The 22,414-nt window shown below is 41.0% G+C and carries 18 protein-coding genes; 11 read left to right on the forward strand and 7 right to left on the reverse strand.

Annotation, left to right across the window (positions count from 1 at the left end):
- Positions 1-9: 9 nt before the first annotated feature.
- The gene (locus HWQ47_RS11325; protein WP_269971219.1) at positions 10-2,628 is read right to left on the reverse strand and encodes a PDC sensor domain-containing protein; all 2,619 of its coding nucleotides are present in this window, start codon (positions 2,626-2,628) and stop codon (positions 10-12) included.
- Positions 2,629-3,000: 372 nt separating this feature from the next.
- Between HWQ47_RS11325 and pheS the strand changes: the two genes are divergently transcribed.
- The 4 genes from pheS to lpxM all read left to right on the forward strand — a co-directional run bounded on the left by pheS (position 3,001) and on the right by lpxM (position 7,701).
- On the forward strand, positions 3,001-3,984 hold the full coding sequence (gene pheS, locus HWQ47_RS11330) for a phenylalanine--tRNA ligase subunit alpha (RefSeq protein ID WP_269971727.1): 984 nt from the start codon (positions 3,001-3,003) through the stop codon (positions 3,982-3,984).
- A 15-nt stretch (positions 3,985-3,999) separates the two neighbouring features.
- Positions 4,000-6,387, forward strand: a complete 2,388-nt coding sequence (gene pheT, locus HWQ47_RS11335) for a phenylalanine--tRNA ligase subunit beta (RefSeq protein WP_269971220.1) — start codon at positions 4,000-4,002, stop codon at positions 6,385-6,387.
- 4 nt (positions 6,388-6,391) lie between these two features.
- The gene (gene ihfA / locus HWQ47_RS11340) at positions 6,392-6,685 is read left to right on the forward strand and encodes an integration host factor subunit alpha (protein WP_012324697.1); all 294 of its coding nucleotides are present in this window, start codon (positions 6,392-6,394) and stop codon (positions 6,683-6,685) included.
- An 80-nt stretch (positions 6,686-6,765) separates the two neighbouring features.
- Entirely contained in the window at positions 6,766-7,701 is a 936-nt protein-coding gene (lpxM, locus tag HWQ47_RS11345; RefSeq protein ID WP_269971221.1) for a lauroyl-Kdo(2)-lipid IV(A) myristoyltransferase, read from the forward strand.
- A 73-nt stretch (positions 7,702-7,774) separates the two neighbouring features.
- On the opposite strand, the gene HWQ47_RS11350 is transcribed toward lpxM, so the two are convergent.
- Complete coding sequence (locus tag HWQ47_RS11350) at positions 7,775-10,015, reverse strand: NADP-dependent isocitrate dehydrogenase (protein ID WP_269971222.1); 2,241 nt, start codon at positions 10,013-10,015, stop codon at positions 7,775-7,777.
- Positions 10,016-10,489: 474 nt separating this feature from the next.
- Between HWQ47_RS11350 and HWQ47_RS11355 the strand changes: the two genes are divergently transcribed.
- From HWQ47_RS11355 to HWQ47_RS11380, 6 genes are all read left to right on the forward strand, one after another.
- A complete protein-coding gene (locus HWQ47_RS11355) occupies positions 10,490-11,521 on the forward strand; it encodes a YncE family protein (protein ID WP_269971223.1) in 1,032 nt (343 codons plus the stop codon).
- Positions 11,522-11,832: 311 nt separating this feature from the next.
- The gene (locus HWQ47_RS11360) at positions 11,833-13,053 is read left to right on the forward strand and encodes a paraquat-inducible protein A (RefSeq protein WP_269971224.1); all 1,221 of its coding nucleotides are present in this window, start codon (positions 11,833-11,835) and stop codon (positions 13,051-13,053) included.
- A complete protein-coding gene (gene pqiB, locus HWQ47_RS11365; protein ID WP_269971225.1) occupies positions 13,050-14,714 on the forward strand; it encodes an intermembrane transport protein PqiB in 1,665 nt (554 codons plus the stop codon). The genes HWQ47_RS11360 and pqiB overlap by 4 nt, the downstream gene beginning before the upstream one ends.
- Complete coding sequence (locus tag HWQ47_RS11370; protein ID WP_269971226.1) at positions 14,711-15,376, forward strand: PqiC family protein; 666 nt, start codon at positions 14,711-14,713, stop codon at positions 15,374-15,376. Before pqiB ends, HWQ47_RS11370 begins: the two co-directional genes overlap by 4 nt.
- 107 nt (positions 15,377-15,483) lie before the next feature.
- Positions 15,484-16,170 carry an NAD(P)H-binding protein gene (locus HWQ47_RS11375; RefSeq protein ID WP_269971227.1) on the forward strand — a complete coding sequence of 229 codons (687 nt, stop codon included), beginning with the start codon at positions 15,484-15,486 and terminating at the stop codon, positions 16,168-16,170.
- Positions 16,171-16,479: 309 nt separating this feature from the next.
- Complete coding sequence (locus HWQ47_RS11380) at positions 16,480-16,836, forward strand: VOC family protein (RefSeq protein WP_269971728.1); 357 nt, start codon at positions 16,480-16,482, stop codon at positions 16,834-16,836.
- A 120-nt stretch (positions 16,837-16,956) separates the two neighbouring features.
- Here the strand turns inward: HWQ47_RS11380 and HWQ47_RS11385 are convergent, their stop codons facing one another.
- From HWQ47_RS11385 to HWQ47_RS11395, 3 genes are read right to left on the reverse strand one after another with little or no spacing between them, the layout of a single operon-like run.
- Positions 16,957-17,682 (reverse strand): amino acid ABC transporter ATP-binding protein, encoded by a 726-nt coding sequence (locus tag HWQ47_RS11385; protein WP_269971228.1) that lies wholly within the window; start codon positions 17,680-17,682, stop codon positions 16,957-16,959.
- The gene (locus tag HWQ47_RS11390; protein WP_269971229.1) at positions 17,675-18,355 is read right to left on the reverse strand and encodes an amino acid ABC transporter permease; all 681 of its coding nucleotides are present in this window, start codon (positions 18,353-18,355) and stop codon (positions 17,675-17,677) included. Before HWQ47_RS11390 ends, HWQ47_RS11385 begins: the two co-directional genes overlap by 8 nt.
- Before the next feature lie 7 nt (positions 18,356-18,362).
- Positions 18,363-19,100, reverse strand: coding sequence for a basic amino acid ABC transporter substrate-binding protein (locus HWQ47_RS11395; RefSeq protein ID WP_269971230.1), 738 nt, complete (start codon positions 19,098-19,100; stop codon positions 18,363-18,365).
- 498 nt (positions 19,101-19,598) lie between these two features.
- On the opposite strand from HWQ47_RS11395, the gene HWQ47_RS11400 reads away from it, so the two are divergent.
- On the forward strand, positions 19,599-19,964 hold the full coding sequence (locus tag HWQ47_RS11400; RefSeq protein ID WP_269971231.1) for a cation diffusion facilitator family transporter: 366 nt from the start codon (positions 19,599-19,601) through the stop codon (positions 19,962-19,964).
- 421 nt (positions 19,965-20,385) lie between these two features.
- Here HWQ47_RS11400 and hpf read toward each other — a convergent pair whose 3' ends face one another.
- Complete coding sequence (hpf, locus tag HWQ47_RS11405; RefSeq protein ID WP_269971232.1) at positions 20,386-20,742, reverse strand: ribosome hibernation-promoting factor, HPF/YfiA family; 357 nt, start codon at positions 20,740-20,742, stop codon at positions 20,386-20,388.
- A 199-nt stretch (positions 20,743-20,941) separates the two neighbouring features.
- Positions 20,942-22,174: an NRAMP family divalent metal transporter gene (locus tag HWQ47_RS11410; RefSeq protein ID WP_269971233.1), complete on the reverse strand. Its 1,233-nt coding sequence runs from the start codon at positions 22,172-22,174 to the stop codon at positions 20,942-20,944.
- Positions 22,175-22,414: the final 240 nt, after the last annotated feature.

Below are 22,414 nucleotides of genomic sequence, written 5' to 3' on the forward strand. Positions count from 1 at the left end.
TCGAAAGGATCATTCACCTTTAGGTAAGTGACAAGTAGTTCTGGTGAACTGGTTTATCTCAGATTCAATGATTAACTCACCGTCGTGTTCTGTCATTAACCAGGCACAAAGAATGGATAAGCTTCTGTTGTTCGCGTTAGACAACAACTGCTCGTTTAACTTTTGCAGTTTTTCAGAGGAGAGGCCTACACCATTGTCCTCAACGTAGATACTGATGATCTCATTTTCTTGAGTGATATTTACTGTTATGGTTTTATCGTTTTGTTGGTTGATAAAAGCATGGGTGAGACTGTTATTAATGATGGAATAAAACAGAAATAATAGATCCCATGAAGAGATCTTGATACTGATATTCTGTTCACATTCAAGCACAAGGTTAATCTTCTCATGTTTAAGTTTAGATTCAAATACCGCAAGAAAATGAGTGATAAATTGCGACAGGTTCGTTGCCTTCATCGTCGCATTTTTACTCATTAACAGATGTTGAAAATGTCTTAATGTGTCAGCGTGATGAGTGAGAACCGTCAGTGTTTCATCACTTCCAGTGTCAGCCTTTAGTCTGTTTTGGCACTCTTTAGCAATAAGATGATCCAATTCAAGCATCTGTTGTTTAATCAAAGTGGAGAACATATTCGGGAACAGTTGGTAAATATTTGAGTCAATATTTCTCTGTTGAGCATCATAGGCATTTTCCTGTTCTAACTGGCTAATGAGCTCTCTTTGTTCATTGTTTCTCATTTGGATCAATGTGATCTCTTGTGTTACTTCACCTATCTCTGCTGAGAGTTGTTGATTACTCTTGTGTAGTTCTTGTGTGATAATTTTTTGAGAGCTGATATCGAATGCCATATTTCCAATGGCAGTGAGCTCACCTTCGTTATCAAAAATTGGATACTTGGTGACTTGATAGATAATGTCGCCATGGGGCGAGGGGACGGATTGTTCAAAGCTATGAGGTTGTTGGGTCGTTATGATTATCTTATCTTGTTGCAATATGATTTCGGCAATACGAGGAGAGAAAAGCTGTAGATCTTTTTTGCCGATGATGACGTGTTTCTCGACACCGACAACTTCACAAAATCGATTGTTTACTAAGGTATACGAACCATTTATATCTTTAATAAAAATAAGGTTATGAGAGGGATTTAATAGTGAGTTAAGCTGTAACTTGTTGGATTTTAATTCTTTTTGTGCCAGTTTTTGAACAGAAACTTGCTCCTCTAAAGCGATATTATTAGCATCTAAACTTGCGAAAGCCACTTCGAGTTGGTGATTTCTAAATACAAATGCTTGGGCTAGTTGGCCCATCTCATCGTGACGAGTTGATGCTTCAAGTTCAAGTTTTGCGATCTTGTTTTCCTTTAGTGCGGACACCATTGCTGAAATGGGTTGGATAAACAGCCTATGTTGCAGTAAAAATAATAGTACTAAGCCAAATAACTGCATAATCACTAAGTAAAAACCTATTCTTGCTGCAATGTTGTTGGCTTCTTCATTGATTGAATCTAGTGGTGTGATAAGCACCACTCTCCAAAAGGTTTTAGGCATAATGAAAATAGAGACTAGAACTGGCTGTCCATTGCCCTCTTTTAAATCGAATTCAAAAGAGCTGATTAACTCAGCTCTTTTGAATGTGTTACCAGCACTGAGATTAATTAAAGCCGCGAGTTTATCCCTTTGAGAGGGGTCGCTACTCTGTAACAGCTCAACGAGTTGTTCATCACTGTATATAGGGTGTAGTGCAGCACGATTAATTAATTCATTATCAATTTCAATCAACTCGTGTTGGATTCTGCCGAGCTCAGGTTGATTTTCCGTGAGTTGTTCGAAGGATTCAAATAGAGCAGGATTTTCAATCAACGTGGGGCTTGTATGTCCCTCTGGGAAAGCGATTATTCTATTGAGATGATCTAACGCGAAAATATAGCCATTACTTTCAGTTTCCGCATTAATGGCATCATAGAAAAAGTTGGCTAATCCCACAAGAGATATGTCTATGGTGGCCACCCCTAAAAACTGGTGTTCCGACCACATAGGAACCGAAGCCGTTAACATGGCTTCTTTTGTGTAAGTGTCGATATAGGATTGGGACCATAATGGGGTAGTTTTAGGATAGAAGCGTACTGGTTTATACCAGTTTTCTTGATGGTAATCCGGACCTCTGTAACTGTTGTATCCCTCGATCTGTTGTAATTCTAGTGTCTCATCTCTCGCCCAAAATAGACTGTCGCGCTCTTTTCCTTGATTAAAGGCACCTGGTTCCGGCCAGATCCCCCCCCCAGTGATCAGTTGATGTTTACCATCGGCATTCAATATAGCAGGTATGGACTTGATCAATACCTGACGGTTACTTCGATAAAGCTCACCTAAAGAAGCGATTGAATCTGCTAAGGTCTCTATCTTAGTGGTGGTCTGTTCAAGTGTCGCTATGAAAGCCAAACCATGATTTTGACTTAATACTATTTGGGTTTGAAGGTGGTGGCTTTTCTCTATGGTGAAGATAAGCCAAACGCTGGAGAGGATAATTAATGAAGCTATGATAAATTGAATAATGGAAAATTTGATCGGTAAACTGTCACGCCAGCGTAGGACTTTTATAGAGGAGTGGTTCAAGTTTGAATTACCCATAGTAAACATGGATCCTTAAGTGACTTAATGCGTTCAAATGATGGCGACATTTTTTACTAACCAGTTAAAGTTTAAACTTTTTCTTTTATTTCAAGCTGGATTATTTGCTTCAAAAAAAGAGTTTACGCTGCAGTTGAACTTATCGCGAGTAAAAGTTTACATTTTAAGTGCAGTTCGGTAACAACATCCGCCCTATTTGAGTCGTTGATTAATTGAACATCTTGATAAAATAACGGTTTTGTATATAAAACAGTGAAAAGCTGCTGGTCAAAAGCTTCTATGTCACGTAAAATTTGAGTCTTTTTCTATTTTCACAAAGAAATAGCAAGCACTAGAGAGCAATGGCCTGTGGGCCGCGCATTGGAAGAGATGATGTCACAGTTAACAGAGATCGTAGAACAGGCTTTAGCCGCCATTGAAGGGACTGATGATTTAAAAGCCCTTGATGACATTCGTGTCGATTACCTAGGTAAGAAAGGTAAAATCACTGACATGATGAAAATGATGGGGAAACTCAGTCCAGCCGAAAAACCCGTATTTGGACAAGCAGTTAATCAGGCGAAGCAAACGGTTCAAAAGCTGTTGTCTGAGCGTGTAGAGGGACTGAAAGCCATCGAACTGCAAGCAAGTCTTGCCGCAGAAAGCATTGATGTCACACTACCAGGTCGTCGTATCGACAACGGTGGTCTGCACCCTGTGACGCGTACTATCGAACGTATTGAGACATTTTTTGGTGAGCTCGGCTTTAGTGTAAAGGAAGGTCCAGAAATCGAAGATGATTTCCATAACTTCGACGCATTAAATATTTCAGAACATCATCCAGCTCGTGCCGATCATGACACTTTTTACTTTAATCCTAAGGTGATGCTTCGTACCCAGACTTCTGGTGTACAGATCCGCACCATGGAAAACGAAAAGCCGCCATTGCGTATTATCTCTCCAGGGCGCGTATATCGTAACGATTATGATCAGACCCATACACCGATGTTTCATCAGGTAGAAGGTTTGTTGGTTGCAGAAAACGTGAACTTTGCTGAACTCAAAGGTATATTGCACGACTTTTTGCGTAATTTCTTCGAAGAAGATCTGCAAGTGCGTTTCCGTCCCTCTTACTTCCCATTCACAGAGCCATCTGCTGAAGTCGATGTTATGGGTAAAAATGGCAAATGGTTAGAAGTATTAGGCTGTGGCATGGTTCACCCTAATGTGCTTCGTAGTGTAGGTATCGATCCTGAGAAGTACTCTGGATTTGCTTTTGGCATGGGCGTTGAACGTCTTTCAATGTTGCGCTATGGCGTTAACGATCTGCGTTCATTCTTTGAAAACGACTTACGTTTCCTCAAGCAATTTAAATAACGGAGCTGTATTAGCATGAAATTTAGTGAATCTTGGCTTCGTGAATGGGTAAATCCAAATATTAGCCGTGACGAGTTGTCACACCAAATTACCATGGCTGGTCTAGAAGTTGATGGTATTGAAGGTGTTGCTGGTGAGTTTTCTGGTGTCATCATTGGTGAAGTTGTCGAATGTGGTCAACATCCAGACGCTGATAAGTTACGAGTAACGAAAATCAATGTCGGTGAAGATGAGTTAATTGATATTGTATGTGGCGCTGCTAACTGTCGTCTTGGTATTAAAGTTGCTGTTGCTATGGTGGGAGCCGTTCTTCCGGGTAACTTTAAAATAAAGAAAGCCAAACTACGTGGTGAACCATCTTGTGGCATGCTTTGCTCTTACACTGAGCTCGGTATTAATATTGAAAGTGATGGTATTTTAGAGCTACCGTCTGATGCACCTATTGGAGCAGATCTACGAGAATATTTGAGTCTTGATGATGCTGTGATCGACGTCGATCTAACCGCTAATCGTGCTGATTGCCTCGGTATGGCAGGTCTTGCCCGTGAAGTGGGTGTATTAAATCGTCAGGCTGTTACAGAGCCAACATGGGAAGCCGTTGTCCCATCTATCGATGATATGGTCAAAATTGACTTGCAAGCTCCTCAATCATGTGGACGTTACTTAGGTCGTGTGGTTAAAAACATAAATGTGAAAGCGGCTACACCACTTTGGATGCAGGAAAAATTGCGCCGTAGTGGTATTCGCTCTATCGATCCTATTGTCGATATTACTAACTATGTATTGATTGAGTTTGGCCAGCCGATGCATGCCTTTGATCTTGCTAAACTTGAAGGCGACATTCAAGTACGTATGGGGAATGGTGTTGAGAAGCTCACACTGCTCGATGGTAACGAGATCATCGTCCCAGTTGACAGTTTAGTCATTAGTGATGAAAAGAAGCCTCTAGCGCTTGCTGGGGTCTTTGGTGGTGAATTCTCTGGCGTGAGTAGTGAAACGCAAGATATTATGCTGGAATGTGCCTATTTTGCCCCACTTGCTATCTTAGGTAAGACTCGTCGTTTGGGTCTGCATACTGATTCTTCACATCGTTTCGAGCGTGGTGTTGATCCTGAGTTACAACACAAAGCGATGGATCGTGCAACTCGTTTGATTTTGGACATTTGTGGTGGTGAAGCGGGCCCGGTCGCTGAAGCTAAATCAGACGAGCATTTGCCTAAGCCTGTCGCGATCACTTTACGTCGTAGCAAGCTTGATCGCATTTTAGGTCATCATATTGTCGATGCTGAAGTGACCGAGATCATCGCGCGGTTAGGTTTTTGCGCCGTGAAGACAGCCGACACATGGGAAGTGGTTACGGCAACTTACCGTTTTGATATGGCCATCGAAGAAGACCTTATTGAAGAAGTTGCACGCATCTACGGTTATAACAATATTCCAAATATTGCTCCCGTTGGCGTTTTGAGTATGCCTGATCATAACGAATCAGACATCAGTCTAAAGCGCGTACGTAGCATGTTGGTTGCTCGTGGTTTCCAAGAAGCTATCACTTACAGCTTTGTTGATCCTAAGATGCAAGCCTTGGTTCATCCCGGCGTAGAAGCCATGATATTACCTAATCCTATCTCAATTGAGATGTCAGCAATGCGTTTATCAACGCTAACTGGTCTGCTCAGTGCGGTAGGTTACAATCAAAGCCGTCAACAAAATCGTGTTCGACTTTTTGAGTCAGGATTACGTTTTATTCCTGATGCAACAGCCGATTCTGGTGTGCGTCAGCAGGCGATGTTGGGTGCTGTGATTTCAGGTGTTCAAAACGATGAACATTGGTCTATGGAGTCAAAAACTGTCGACTTTTTCGACCTTAAGGGAGATCTTGAGGCAATTCTTGGCTTGACAGTGTCCGAGGAAGAATTTACTTTTAGATCTGCAATGCATTCGGCGTTACATCCGGGGCAATGTGCTGAAATATTAAGAAATGATAGAGTAATCGGTGTTATTGGTGCGATCCATCCGAGTTTAGAGAAGCCTTTCGGACTCAATGGTAAAACCATTGTTTTTGAAGTCGAACTTGATGCTTTGTTGCATGCGCGACTGCCGCTAGCCCAGACTGTATCGAAGTTTCCAGCTAATCGTCGAGACATCGCTATCTTAGTTGATGACGAAGTTCTCGCTGATGATGTTGTAAAAATGATAAGAAAAGTTGGCCAAAATCAGTTGGTTGGCATAAACTTATTTGACGTATACCAAGGTAAGGGTGTTGAGCCTGGCAAAAAGAGCCTAGCAATCGCACTTACACTACAAGACAATACTCGTACACTTGAAGAGAAGGAAATAGCTGAGATGGTTGATTCAGTCGTTACAACTCTCAAGTCTGAGTTCAACGCATTGTTGAGGGATTAAAAGTATGGCACTTACCAAAGCCGAAATGGCAGAGCATCTTTTTGAAACGCTTGGAATTAACAAGCGCGTGGCTAAGGAGATGGTAGAGGCATTTTTCGAAGAAATTCGTCAAGCACTCGAAAGTGGTGAGCAGGTCAAGTTATCTGGCTTTGGCAATTTTGACCTTAGAGATAAGAATCAAAGACCGGGAAGGAACCCGAAAACAGGCGAAGATATTCCAATCTCTGCACGCCGAGTTGTGACTTTCAGACCTGGACAGAAGCTTAAGAGCCGAGTCGAAGAGGCTAACGCGAAGTAACATTTGCAAGGTTAGTTAAATGTTAAGGCCACTCTCGGAGTGGCTTTTTCAGTTTGTTTATATCGCCAGAGGTTAGTTTTTTGTCGAGAAAGCCGAAGTATTTTGATAGACGTTTCCACGTATCCTTGTTGCATCCTAAATATTGGCTCACATGGTTAGGTATCCTAGTTTTAGTTCTTTTTGGCCTTATGCCTGCTTGGTTTCGTGATCCTATCGCTAGGTTATTTGCTAAGTTGGTGATGAAAGTGGCTAAAAAACCGCTCTCAGTTGCCAAAGTTAACTTGATAACTTGTTTCCCTGAGAAGTCAGCGGCAGAAATTGACGCATTAATTATCGATAATGTCGAAAATTTTGTGATGATCTTATTAGCTCAATCAGAACTTATGGTGCGTTCTAAAGCCAACATAAAAGATAGAGTAAGATTGCACGGCTTTGAAAATGTGATATTAGCTCGGGAGGCTGGTCAACCAGTTATCTTTATTATGCCTCATGTTTGGGGGATAGAATATGCAGGGTTAAGGTTAAACATCGAAGTGCCTATGGTGAGTATGGCAAAGGCTCACCGTAATGGTTTGTTCGACTGGTTTAGTAACAGGATGCGCAGCAGTCAGGGAGGCAGTATCTATATGCGTGAGGCAGGAATAAGAGCACTATTAACTGAACTTAAACATGATAATAGTTTCTTTTATCTTCCAGATGAAGATCTTGGACCGGATAAAAGTGTGTTTGCTCCTTTTCTCGGTACGGTTAAAGCAACGATACCAGTGGTGGGTCGCTTAGCACAAGCGGGTAATGCGCAGGTGTTGCCGGTTAAGATTGGTTACGATCAAAAAAACTATCGTTTTGACTTAACGGTAATGTCTGCCATCTCGCCAGATGAGATGCAAGGTAAAGAGAACGAAGCGATAGCACTCAATAGAGCGGTAGAGCAAGTGATCTTAGCCTACCCTGAGCAGTATATGTGGTTTCTTAAGGTGCTTAAGACCAGACCGGAAGGTGAGGCAAGTTTATATTGACGGCTTGAGGTAATTGAATAAAAAAAGGTGAGTTTAGTCGATCTAAACTCACCTTTTTTATGCCTAAAAATATTTAGCGATTTAGTGGTGCGTTCAGCAAATCATTGAATGTTTTACTTGGGCGCATTATCGCTTCCATTTTCGCAGGATCTGGGTTGAAATAACCGCCAATATCAACCGATTTACCTTGAACGGCATTGAGCTCTTCAATAATCTTCTGTTCCTTCTCAACTAAACTTGCAGCAAGAATAGCAAACTGTGATTGCAACTCTTTATCTTCCGATTGCTCTGCGAGGCACTTTGCCCAGTAGAGTGACAAGTAAAAATGACTACCACGGTTGTCTAACTCACCAGTACGACGGGATGGTGATTTACCGTTGTCGAGTAGCATTTCAGTCGCTTGGTCGAGTGTTGTTCCAAGTACTTTAGCTTTAATGCTGCCTGTTTTCTTCGCGACCTCTTCCAATGACACTGATAAGGCGAGGAACTCTCCCAATGAGTCCCAACGTAAATGATTTTCTTCAACGAGTTGTTGTACGTGTTTAGGTGCAGAACCTCCAGCCCCGGTTTCAAACAAACCACCGCCAGCCATCAGTGGCACGACAGACAGCATCTTAGCACTGGTTCCCAGTTCCATGATTGGGAATAGATCTGTGAGGTAATCACGTAATATATTACCGGTAGCCGAGATAGTATCAAGACCACGAACCACACGCTCTAGGGTATAACGCATCGCACGAACTTGTGACATGATCTGGATATCTAAGCCCGTTGTGTCGTGATCTTTAAGATAAGTATTCACCTTTTTGATCAGTTCATTTTCATGTGGACGGTAGCGATCTAACCAAAATACCACTGGAGTATCGGAATCTCTCGCACGTGTGACAGCTAATTTTACCCAATCACGAATTGGTGCATCTTTAACTTGGCACATACGCCAGATGTCGCCTTCTTCAACGTGTTGAACCATTAATACCTCACCGGTATTGATATCAACGATACGCGCTTCACCGGTTGCAGGTGCTTCGAATGTTTTATCGTGAGAACCGTACTCTTCGGCTTTTTGTGCCATTAGGCCGACATTAGGAACACTGCCCATAGTCACAGGATCAAATGCTCCATTGGTTTTACAGAATGCAATAATTTCTTGATAAATACGGGCAAAAGTCGATTCAGGGATCACGGCTTTAGTGTCTTTCGGGCGACCATCAGCTCCCCACATTTTACCACCACTGCGGATCATTGCGGGCATAGAGGCATCGACGATAACATCGTTTGGTGCATGTAGATTTGAAATTCCTTTATCTGAATCTACCATCGCTAATTCAGGGCGTTTTGCGTGGCATGCATGTAGATCGCGGCGGATCTCTTCACGGAGTGAGCTTGGTAGGCTTTCAATTTTCTCATAAAGGTTTGATAGGCCGTTATTAACGTTAACACCTAACTTTTCGAATAAATCATGGTGTTTTTTGAATGCATCTTTGTAGAAAATTCTGACAGCGTGACCAAATACAATTGGGTGCGATACCTTCATCATGGTGGCTTTTACGTGCAGTGAAAGCATCATGCCAGTTTCGTAGGCGTCCTGCATCTCTTGTTCGTAAAATTCACATAGTGCGGTTTTACTCATGTACATGCTGTCGATAATTTCGCCATCTAGCAGAGCAAGTTTCTCTTTAAGAATGATAGTCTCGCCACTTTCTGCTACTAATTCCATTTTTACGTCGCGAGCACGATCAATCGTCATCGATTTTTCACCGTGGTAGAAATCACCACTGCGCATATGTGCCACATGCGTACGCGATGCCTGACTCCATTTACTCATCGAGTGAGGATGTTTACGGGCGTAATTTTTTACGGCTTTAGGTGCTCGACGATCGGAATTACCCTCGCGTAGTACAGGGTTCACTGCGCTGCCAAGTGCTTTAGAGTAGCGATCTAAAATTGCTTTTTCTTCTGCACTTTGTGGGTTTTCAGGCAGATTAGGGATATTAAATCCCTGAGATTGTAATTCGCTAATCGCCGCCTGTAATTGTGGTACTGATGCACTAATATTTGGCAGTTTGATTATGTTGGTACTCGACTCTTGGGTCATACGACCAAGTTCGCTGAGGTTGTCTGCGAGTTGTTGTGCTTCGGTCAAATAGTCTGGAAATTCCGCCAGAATACGAGCCGCGACCGAAATATCACTTTTCACCACATCAATGCCTGCTGTTGCAGCGAACTTTTCGATAATTGGTAAAAGTGAGTAAGTTGCTAATAACGGCGCTTCGTCCGTTAATGTATAAATGATCCTTGCGTTTTCTTCAGACATATAATTCCTTAGGTTACTAGCGTTTCCCCACTCCCAGCTTCCTGAAACATCTGCGTCAATGTCTGTTAAATAAGAACCTGTGATAGGGGCATAAATTTGTTATAGCTAGGTTGCCAAAGTCGCAGTAGCTATTATCCTTGCTGATCTTCAGATCTCTACAAATTTTATTTACAACCTTGCACTAAGTCAAAGCACCTGAAATCATACCACTTTATGGGGTGCCAACAAGACCTTAACTGATGATTTATTTGCTGTAGATTTATGACTAAGTAGTGTTCTCTTTAATGGTTAATACTTATTTCCACAACATACTATTAATAGTGAGCATCTTGTTTTCAGCAACTTATCATAATTATTTTATAATGCTGTGAGAGTTTTGTGATAACTAGTGGTTAATTTGAATTGTGGTTTAGCCTCTTAGATTGTTGCTAAAAGGTTGGGATTTGAAAACAAATGGAATTAAGGATAACAAATATGAAAATTAGTTATTTTCTCATAGCCGTCATACTGGGAAGCAGTTACGTGCATCAAGCAAATGCCGTTTATAGCGAGGACAATTCGGGTCATATTGCTGTTGCTAACCGCGGGGCAGGAACGGTATCAATTATCGACGTACAGACAGACATAGTGGTCAATACTCTAGCCTTGCCTGCGGCAGCGTTGACTCCTGAACCTATGTATGTGGTCTACAAAGATAATCGAATCTACGTAGGGGATAGGGCCAATAATCGTGTCCTTGTATACGATAGCTTCGGTTTTAATTTGCTTAAAGCGATCCCGACGGGAGAGGGGGTATTTCACATGTGGCCCGCAAAAGAGGCGCAGTTGTTACTGGTCAATAATGATATAGATAAAACTGTTACTGTGATTGACACCAATTCCCTTAGTGTCATCAAAACACTTTCTTTGCCAATGGATCTTTTATCCCAGGGCTATAAACCCCATGACGTGTTTGTCACTAATAAGGGGAAAAATGCGTTTGTCAGTTTAGTTGACGGTGAAGAGGGTAATGACTACATCATTAAGCTCTCTATTAAGCGAAACATAGAGCTGTCTCGTAAAGAGGTAGGAGGGGATCCTCATCTGTTTATATCACCAATAAAGAGAAATACCCTATACGTACCTTCACAGGAAAGCGGTGAAGTCTTGGCGTTAAATACCAGAAACTTGGTTACTCGTTATCAATTTGATGTGCCTAATGCTCATGGTGTATATGCGCTAGGCCGCCGTCTTTATGTGACTAATATTGCTGAAGGCGGTTCGCACGGCCTGTATACCTTAGATGCTAAAGGAAGACATATTATCGATACAGATAATACCCCCTACGGCGCGCCTCACAATATTAGCGTGACCAGTAATGGGCGAAAGATTTATGTAACTCATTCCGGTGCAACGCAGGACAAGGTGAGTGTGTATCAAACAATCCCAGGTAGAGAGTTACCCAGCTATTTGGGTGAAGTCACAGTACAAAGTAATCCGTTTGGTTTAGCTTATATTCCCCACTAAAAAACATCCTTTAACGGTTTAACTTAAATGGCAGTTCATTCATTGAACTGCCATTATCATCGTCTTTGCGCTCCCCTAAAGCTTCTCGGTAGTTTTTATATCTTCTTTTACGGCTGCTTTTAGTGTATTGACTAATGGTGTGGATATTGTCATCCTAAATTGTGAGTAACAGCATTGGAATACAAGATATTCAGCTTTTTAAAGTGAAGCCTTCTCTTAGTGTCGGCGTTGTTCGTTATGGGATTGATGCTAAATTATTAATTTTTTTCATATCTCTACCATTAGAATCTTAATTAGGCGTATTGAAGTTAATGATAATTAAGAACATAGAATCAAAACTTGTGGAGGAAGCGGAGGTCTGCCACGAGTGTGGTTTAAATGTCGTGATCCCCAGTTTGAAGGTTAATCAGAAAGCAGTCTGTCCGCGTTGTGGTTATCTCTTATCAGCTAATCGTGCAAATTCATTTGAGCGTATTCTTGCTTTTGCCATTTCGGCACTGATTTTCCTATTAGCCTCTGTACTCTTTGAGTTTATCTCATTTAGTTCCAATGGGTTAGAAAATAACATTAAGATGTTAGATAGCGTTGAGATTTTAATTGATAGCGGTTATAGCTTGCTTGCCATTATCGAAGTCGTCACAGTGTTTATCATTCCTAGTTTCGTATTAATCAGTCTTATCTATCTTGTGTCTTTTTTGAGGAAAGGTCGCTACCCACCCATGGGGGATCTACTGACGAATATTATATTTAAACTGGTACCCTGGAATATGGTGGATATTTTCTTAGTGGGTACTTTAGTTAGCCTCATTAAGATCATTTCATTAGCCGACATCCAATTAGGTCCCTCGTTTTTTGCTTTTATTCTGTTTGCAGTGTCATTGACTGCCGCACTGCTGCATATGGATAAACACTATTTACATAAAGCGTTAGTTTTGAACCAGTTTCCTAAAGCTGCCGAAAAAATAGTAGCTAAATTGAATAAGCGTGCAACTGGCAGAAACAGCAACGTGAGTAATAGTAACAAGAATGAACGTTATTCAAGCCTGTCTATTCAGAAAACATGGGCACTTATCCTCACCTCGGTTCTGCTTTATGTTCCAGCAAACCTGTTTCCAATAATGAATACTTGGTTTTTCGGGCAAGATGATCCAAGCACGATTATCGGCGGGGTTATCTTACTCTGGCTGCATGGGTCTTACCCTATCGCGATAGTAATATTTGTTGCTAGCATCATGGTTCCTATAGGAAAAATTTTAGTGCTTACATGGTTAAATTACAGTGTACAGACACATTCAAGACAACTGGATCATCAACGTATAAGGATGTATCGAGTTGCCGAGTTCATTGGTCGCTGGTCTATGATTGATATTTTTGTGGTGATTATTCTGGTAAGCCTAGTGCAGCTTGGAAATACCATGACCATAGTCCCCGGTGTGGCAACCTTTGCATTATCTGGTGTTGTTATCATGACAATGTTGGCTGCAATGAGTTTTGAACCAAAATTAATTTATAATCAGACAGAGAACTTATGAAAATAGAACAAGACTTTGATACAGAGGTTGATGCAGAGATTAAAGACGTAAAAACTGTTTCTGCAATCTGGTTTGTGCCTATCGTTGCCCTGCTGATTGGTGGTTGGATGGTATATTATCATTTGAGCAATCAAGGTCCGCTTGTGACTATCTATTTTGAATCGGCCGAAGGCATGGAGGCGGGTAAAACAAAAGTAAAGTCCCGACACGTCAATATCGGTGAAGTTGAAACCATTAGCCTTAATGAAAAGGGCGATGGGGTGACGGTCACGGCGCGAATGGCAAAAAATACTCACAGATTGTTAGTTGAAGACAGTAACTTTTGGATCGTGACACCCAAAATATCCCTCTCTGGGGTTTCCGGCTTAGAGACTTTAATATCCGGGGTGTACATCGAGGTTTCACCAGGTTCATCAGATGAACGTCAAAATAAATTCACCGCATTAAACTCACCGCCAATTACACCAAAGGGGACGCCTGGTTTACATATCACATTGAACAGTAATGAGGAGTTCGCCTATTCAAAAGGTGATCCCATCATCTATAAAGGCTTAAGCGTTGGCCAAATAGAAGATGTCTATTTTAATATCGAAGAGCGTGTTGTGTATTACAACGTATTTATTAAATCGCCCTATCATGAATTAGTGACTACCAACACCCGTTTTTGGGATGTCAGCGGGTTAACCATTGACCTCAACGCTGAGGGTATTACGGTCAAAACGGGTAATGTCGAAACCATGTTAACCAATGGCGTCACTTTCGATGTACCCGATGGCATGCCATTAGGTAATGCGGTTACTGAACGGGATTACTTTGATATTTATGAAGATTATCAAAGCGCAAGTAATGCACGTTATAAAAAGTCATTGCAGTATGTGGTATTTGTCAGTGACAGCATCAGGGGATTATATGTCGGTGCACCCGTTGAGTATCGAGGCGTACTTATTGGAGAGGTTTCCTCTGTCAATCTAGCCACGGCAGATCCCGATGTTATCTACAGTGAAGCAGTGCGTATTCCTGTGCTTATCAGCTTACAGCCAGGCCGTGTCGGATTGCCCGATGATGACAAGGGCATTGCCTTGATGAATAAACAAAATATGCTGTGGGTTAAGAGTGGGTTAAGGGCTAGTTTAAAAATAGGAAATCTATTGACGGGCAGTTTATTTGTTGAACTGCAGCATTTTGATCTGCCACCTATCAAAAAACTTGAAAGCTATGAGGGCTATACCGTGATCCCTACGGTCAAAGATGCATTTTCTCAAATCACAGAAAAAGTGGGTCAGTTTGTTGATAAGCTCAATGATCTACCATTAGATCAAATTGCAGCTAACGCTAACGGCACCTTGGTTAATGCCGCCACTTTACTCAAAGACTTGCAGGGTACTAACCAGAATTTAGATCAGCTGTTAATCAGCGCTAAGCAGCAAGAGTTGGTTAAGCAATTGAGAGTCGCACTGGAGAGTTTTGCATTACTGAGTCAAGACTTCTCTTCCGAGTCAGAAGGTTATGAGGAGTTACAGGGAGTTATGAAGAGTATCTCCGATGTAATGTATGAGCTTAAACCTTTGTTAGAGCAGTTAAAGCATCAACCGAATGGGCTTATCTTTGATTCAGGTATCAAGAACACTGAGCCGAAAAAATATTCAGAGGTTAACCAATGAGACTCCAATTAGAAAATTTAATGAACTCTATCAACTCTAGCCTAATGACCCTTTTAGTGACAATCGCAGTTGTCTTAAGTTTGTTTGGCTGCAGTTCTGCGCCAAATAGCACCAGTTACTACCTACTGAACAATCAAGTGTCAGCCAGTGCAATTAACCAACAAGAATTAGCAGGAAGTCCCAGTATAGAAAGCGAGAAAGCCACGGTTTTGTTGTCGGTACAGCTGGCTGACTACCTAAACTCTCCCTATTTGGTGATGCAAATTAATCAACATAAAATCGAGTATGCCACCTTTCATATGTGGGCTGAACCATTAGCAGACAGTAGCTTTAATGCGCTGTTATCTGATCTCAACTTGGTGAGTACAACACTCAAGTTTAAACCTGAACCCCAATTTAGAGGGACTAAAGCGAATGAGCAAGCTGAACTATTGGTGCAGATCAACTATTTTCACGTAACTGCACAATCTAAAGTGATTTTATCTGGCCGTTATGAGTATAAAAGTCACAAAGGGGCTGATTTAGATGTTAGCCAGAATGACACTCAAGCCTTCTCGTTTGAGTCCCCTTTACAGCAAGATGGTTATTCTGATTCCGTTGCGCAGATGAGAGACTTAGTTACACAGCTCGCAAAGCAGATTGCATCAAATGTTGCTTATTAGTCATAATGAGTCTACTAACAGTGAACTAAGTATTGGTCACTTCAGTTAGTTAATTTACAATCAGTAACTTGAATTAAAAGCCCATGACAGAGTAACGAGGCCCCGTTATGAATATTCCAGCAGCAAAAACAGCAATCGTATTGGGTGCCACAGGTGTAGTTGGGCGTGAACTAGTAGAACTGTTAACCCAGGCGGCGCAGGTAGACAAAGTTATTAGTATCACCCGTAGGCCTATAGAATATACTGCCAGTAAAGTGATCAATAAAGTCGTTAACTTCGATCAGTTAGAGAAATATGCCAGTATCTTTAAAGGCGATATCTTGTTCTCTTGCTTAGGCACGACTCTTAAACTGGCAGGCTCTATCGAACAACAACGTCTTGTTGATGTAAATTATCAATACCAAGCTGCTGAATTTGCTTTAAATAATGGCGTGAGCCACTATTTACTGGTCTCATCCAGCGGAGCAAGCGTGAACAGTCATAGTGGCTATTTAAAGATGAAAGGGGAGCTTGAAGAACAAATTACAATGCTCAATTTCTCTCAAATCAGTATTATTCAACCTTCATTGTTACTAGGAGAGCGAAAAGATTTTCGACTCGGAGAGAAACTCGCAAGCGCACTATTACCATTACTAAGCAGAATACCAGCACTGAATAAGTATCGCCCTATCACTGGTAAGCAAGTCGCCACTAAAATGTGCTGTATCGCACTATCGAGTATTGCTGATAATATTATTAAAAACCAACAGTATAAAATACGATATTATCGACTCGATGAACTGTTCGATAAATAAAGAAAGCAAATAATAAGCCTCCATTATTTTGAATGGTGATTGGATTTTCTAACCGCTAAGAAGATTTTTCACCCTTGTATATATTGATGTGCTCGGTATCATTGTAAGTGATTTATTTTTAATGTTATTTCATATAAATGGTCTGAGTGTACATCAGAATATTCTGATCAGTTGATTTAATTTTACTCTAGGTTAAAACCTTGTGCGAAGACGCGTTGTGATAAGTTAACGGTATCGTGAAAAATACAGCCCAACATAGAGTTTGCAGTTAGCTGAATAAAGAGAAATCGATGAGAATTCTGACATAACATATGTTCCGATGCTCTACAAAAGAGCAAAGACTTTTATGTAGAACTGCTTAGTTTCAACGTCAAATATGACAGTGACTGGTACGTTCAGCTTTGCTCACCAAAAGACCCAGAGATTGAATATGGCATTATTCAACGAGATCATGAACTGGTTCCTAAGGAATACCAAAATACGCCAAATGGAATGTACGTCACTTTTGTTGTTGAAAATGTGGATGTTATTTATAGCAAAGCCGTAGAGATGAATATCCGTATTATTCAAGAACCTCGTAATGAGTTTTATGGACAACGCCGATTTCTTGTTAAAGATCCTAATGGCTGCTTAATTGATATTTGCTCCCCTTGGAAAGCTGAGTAATGCTGCTTTTACAATACCCGTTGAGTTAAGCGATAGATTATCAATGGGATGGTAATAGGCCCTGCAACTATTGTGTTAGCCAAATAGTGAGAAGGGCGTTTTATTCCGTTAACTTAAATCTTACCTGAGTACTTTGCTCAAGAATTCTTGCGTTCTACGTTGCTTAGGATCACTAAAAAGCATCTCGGGTTCGCAGCTTTCTACTATGACGCCGCCATCCATAAAAATGACTCTGTCAGATACATCTCGTGCAAATCCCATTTCGTGGGTGACAATCACCATTGTCATCCCTTTCTTGGCAAGTGATTTCATAACATCAAGCACGTCACCAACCATCTCAGGATCGAGCGCCGAAGTGGGTTCGTCAAATAGCATGAGTTCTGGCTTCATCGCCAATGCACGGGCAATGGCGACTCGTTGCTTTTGTCCACCCGAAAGGCTGGATGGATAGGCATCGGCCTTCTCTTTCAGTCCTACCTGTTCGAGCAGCATATTGGCTTCAGCTTCTGCTTGTCGCTCTGTCATTATGCCAAGTTTTACAGGTGCAAGCATGATGTTTTGCTTAACTGTTTTATGGGGGAAAAGGTTAAAATTCTGAAATACCATACCCACTTTTTGCCTAAGTTTATCAACACATGCATCTGCGGCTGTGATTGATTGGCCATCAATGAAAATATCACCTTGTGTTGGTTGCTCAAGCAAATTAATGCAGCGTAAAAAGGTACTCTTGCCACTGCCCGAGGGGCCAATAACGCTCACAACTTCGCCATGTTTAATGTGTTCGTCGATCCCTTTTAATACCAGGTTGTCGCCAAAGCTCTTATGTAATCCCTTAATATTAATCACTTTGTTTTAACCTCGTTTCAAATTTTGATAGCATAAAAGTGAACATATACGTCAGTAGTAAATAGAGCAGTGCACAAGTAAATAGCGGCACACTGTCTTCAAAGGTCCGACTACGGATAATTTCTCCTGCGCGCATCAGGTCAACGCCGCCTATAAAGCCGATAACGGCTGTTTCTTTAAGTAATACAATAAACTCATTGCCTAAAGAGGGCAGTATATTCTTAATCGCCTGGGGCAGTATGACCTCTTTCATTGTTGACCAGTGTGATAATCCTAGCGAACGTGCAGCTTCTGTTTGGCCTTTATCGACAGCTTGGATCCCTGCACGAATAATTTCAGAGATGTACGCGCCACTATTGAGACCAAAGGCGATAATGGCAGCGGTGATCTTATCGACGTCGAATGAGGCAAGGACGATAAAGTAAAGGATCACAAGTTGTATCACGACCGGCGTACCGCGGATAACACTGACATAAAAGTTAGCAGGCCAACTGAAATACCATTTTGGAGACATCTTTAATAAAGTGGTTGCCACGCCGAGTATTGATCCCATGATCATGGCAAAGAAGGTCACTATTAGCGTGACTTTCAGACCATTCAATATGAGATAAATACCAATTAAGCCATCATTCCCTATAGGGGTAAACAAAGACGCGTTTATTGCATCAATCATCTGTTGCTCACTTCATATACTTGTTTACAAGGGCATCGTATTCACCATTGAGTTTCATTGTACTTAGGGTCGTGTTGATGACGTTAAGTAGCTCAGTTTTATCCTTAGTAACAGCAACCCCGTAAAACTCAGGTTTAAAATCGAGTTCAATTATTTTAAGTTCAGGATTTTTATTTAAAAAGTTTGCTGCAGGTTCACTGTCAAACAGAACTAAATCTACTTTAGCATTTTTTAGTTCCATCACAGCTTCAAAACCGGTATTGAAGGCTGTGACTTTCTGACTGTATTCTTTAGCCATAATATCGCCGGTAGAACCTAACTGCACAGCAATGTGTTTACCACGAAGATCATCAATGCTCTGGATATTGTCGTTATCTTTATTAACCAGCACAACTTGAGTTGCTTCGTAATAGGGTTCAGAAAAGCTCACGCTTGCTAGGCGCTCTGGTGTGATAGTCATTCCAGAGGTTACCATGTCAATTTTACCTGCTTTTAATGCAACAATGAGCGAGTCAAATTTCATGTTTTCAATTTTGAGTGTTTTGCCTGCATCCTTAGCAATTTGACGTGCTAAATCAATATCGAAGCCTTTGATTTCATCACCACTGATGCCACCGACATATTCAAAAGGTGGAAATGAAGCATTCGTGCCTACAACAAGGACATCATCACTTTTACCGCAGCCTGTTAACAGCAAGATACTTGCTAACCCTAAACAACCTAAATACTGCATCGACTTCTTCATGTTCAATTCTCTTCATCAAAATACTTAACTGAAACGACTATAATCTTATATAAAATCAAGTCAATAAATATGCTGGAATCATGCGTAAAAATTCACTGCTAAGCGTTTGTTTGATTAAGTATTAATCGAATTTATTATATTTTAACGCAAGCTTTACTTTGTTTTAACAAATCTTGTGTATATTTTTGTTGAATCATAGGCGATATCCATAACTGCGGTTATGCATAATTAGTAGTATTTTACTTTAGCAAAGCTAAAAGTTATGTGTATCTGACATACTAGTAATCAAATCATACTAAGAAATATTTTTGCTCTTGAATATTGTGTCCATATGTGCCTAATTGTTTTATTTTAAACGGCCTCAGTAATTAGTTGTAGCAGGCAACGAATAAAGTAAGCGATTATATTCTCCTTACCACTTAGTGTGATCTGGGTCACGTTTTTAAATGCTCATCGGCGTAATTTAAACAGATAAATTCGCTTATAGAGAGTCAGTAAATGAGTAAATCACACAACAATCAGTCGAATGCTAGTCAGAAACACTCCAATCAGCAGCATACGGATCAGCATGAGCATATTGACCATGGTACTCAGCATACTGCGGAGTTTGAACATAAAAAAATGGAACGTCGTTACGACGATGGTCTTGAACATAAGCATAATAAAGATCACCATGAATACCGCGAGAATGAGAAGAGTCATCCACATACCCAGCATGGTGGTGATCCTGTTGGCCATAAGCATCCGCAACAGACTCATGATGACCGTCATGAGCATGATGAACACAAGCATCACAAGGTCAAAATGCATGATCATAAAGAGTCTTCACGTCTGCACCACAAAACAGGACATAAAGAAGATTAAGACTGATTGAACATAGGTAATTCCCCGGCTATGCTGGGGATACCCTAACAACTATTTACTTTCCCCAGGCTAAACCACCTCATTTATCTTCCTAAATATTGCAACGTTTCTATGGTAAACCTGAACCGATACGCCAGATCCTCTGTAAGCATTGTGACCGTGAATAACGACAATAAAGCGCGTAGATCCAATACACTGAGTGAAATAAGTAAAAGACTAGAATTAGATCATGCTTAACAAGCAGTTTCTATATCATGCTAAATAATGAAAGGGGCTTTGTATCTTACTGCAGTGGATCTTTCTGTGGATTGCGTTAAGTCGTTTATAAAGATGAACTGGACGGAGTTAATACCAATCGGATGACATCGTGCAAAATAACGACTAACCACTCAAAAATTTCTGAGTGGTTATACTGTGAAAGTTATAAAATAGGATTATCATTCTCTTCATCAATCAACAGTTTTTTCTCTGCCTTTGCATGTTCTGAACGGTGAGCTTGAGGTTTCTCTTTTTTCTTAATGAGTAGACGCTCTAGTCGTGAGAATGCTTCATTAAAGCCATCCATCAACTCTTTTCCTTCACCGTTTGAATCGGTTTGACCAAGACTAGATTTAGTTGCAATTTCAATCATGAATTTGTGTCCAGGTTCAAAAGTCATGAATACATCTATGCTTTTGATGGATATTTTGAATTTATCAAACTTGGAGAATGCATTTTCAATGTGTTCTTTTACATCGTTAGGTAGTTCAAAATCTCGTACGCTGATCTTTATGCTCATAATAATCCCATCACTTCCTATAGTTGGCTTATTAAAATGAACCTAAATGGTATGGATTTGTGTGATATGGATCACACTTGGTGGGATATGGGTTTAAAGACTTACTCTATGAGTTAAGGGCAATATCGGTGTGCTCTTTGGGTGAAAAACGGCCTCATAGAAGCCGCCGCTGAAGCCATAGGTGCAGGAGTTATATTGATTAACTCACAAAGCGGCTGATAAAACCTGAAATGCTATACAGGGATCCAACTGCCATCACTACCACAATTATCACACCAATAAGCGTGAGAGGTAGGGGGTGACGATATTGACCGATAATATCAACTCTTCGACTTGCCAGTAAGATAACGGTAAGTACGATTGGTAAAATAATACTGTTAACTAGACCCGCCAGCATCAATAGCAATATTGGCATATTGATAAACACCGTGCCTAGGGTGGTGAGTAAAATGAAGCCGACACACCAGTATTTTTCATTGCGAGCAATTGTCGGAAATAGGGTTTTAATTAGCGAGATCGCCATATAAGAATTACCCACTACAGAGGTAATTGAGGCAACAAATAGTACTAAACCAAAAATATAATAGCCGAGTTGACCAGCGCCTTGTCTAAAGGCATCAGCAGCAGGGTTGGTTTGATCTAAGGTTGCGCCTTTGACAATCACACCCAAAACGGCCAAAAATAACAAAATACGAATGATTACCGCAATGCTAATACCCATCCAGGCGGCATTGGTAATATGTTTAAGTTGCTTCTCGCCCTGTAGTCCAATATCAACTAGGCGTTGGGCACCTGTATAATAACCCCCTACGGCGCCACCGACTATGGTTAAGGTGGGTAATAATAGTGCGCTAATATCGTTTGGCATAAAAGCTGCTGCGACTGTTGGGGCCAGTGGGGGCATAGCCGTCATGGCTACATAAGCAATCATGATGATCATAAACAGGCCTAAATAACGGGCCATCTGATCCATTCGCTGCGAGGCATTGTGGGCTAGAAATAATATACAACCCAATAAGCCGGTAAACAATGTCCCCCACAAAGTGTCGGCGCCGGTAAGAACTTGAAGCCCCAATGCGGAGCCACTGACATTACCAAAGTTAAATGCCACGGCACCAAGAGCCAGCAAAATACCGACAATGTAGCCCAACCCCGGTGTCACCTTATTGGCTATATCTTGGATCCTCAATCCTGATATACCGACCACCCGCCATAGGTTCATCACAATACCAAAAGTAATAAATATAGAGGCAAGTACCGGGAAGGCCATATCGATTTGATAGAGGTTAGTAAATACGGTTGTTTGGGTAAGAAAGCCTGGGCCTACCGAAGTGGTCGCCATTAAGAAGGCAACACTTAATATCGCTTTTTTATTTTGATCTGATGTTGAGGAGATGTTGGACGATACAGGCAGCTCGAGTGTGTTAGACATTTCTTTTCCCAAAATTATAGTGTTTCTTCTTTTAGAAAAAAAAGAAACACAACTGCTGGGATCAGTTGCGCTATAGTGCGATATATCTTGTTGTAAAGACAGTGAATAGTATGTGCTTTCACTTCGGCGCACTATAGTGATGTCGGATTAACTTGTCTAGTTTTTTTGTTATTACTGTTCAATTGTGTGATCTGAAGTGCATTATGCTGTGGGTATTAACATGTCACTAAATCAGTGTTT

Origin of the sequence: Shewanella sp. MTB7 (assembly GCF_027571385.1) — a bacterium.
Lineage (GTDB): Bacteria > Pseudomonadota > Gammaproteobacteria > Enterobacterales > Shewanellaceae > Shewanella.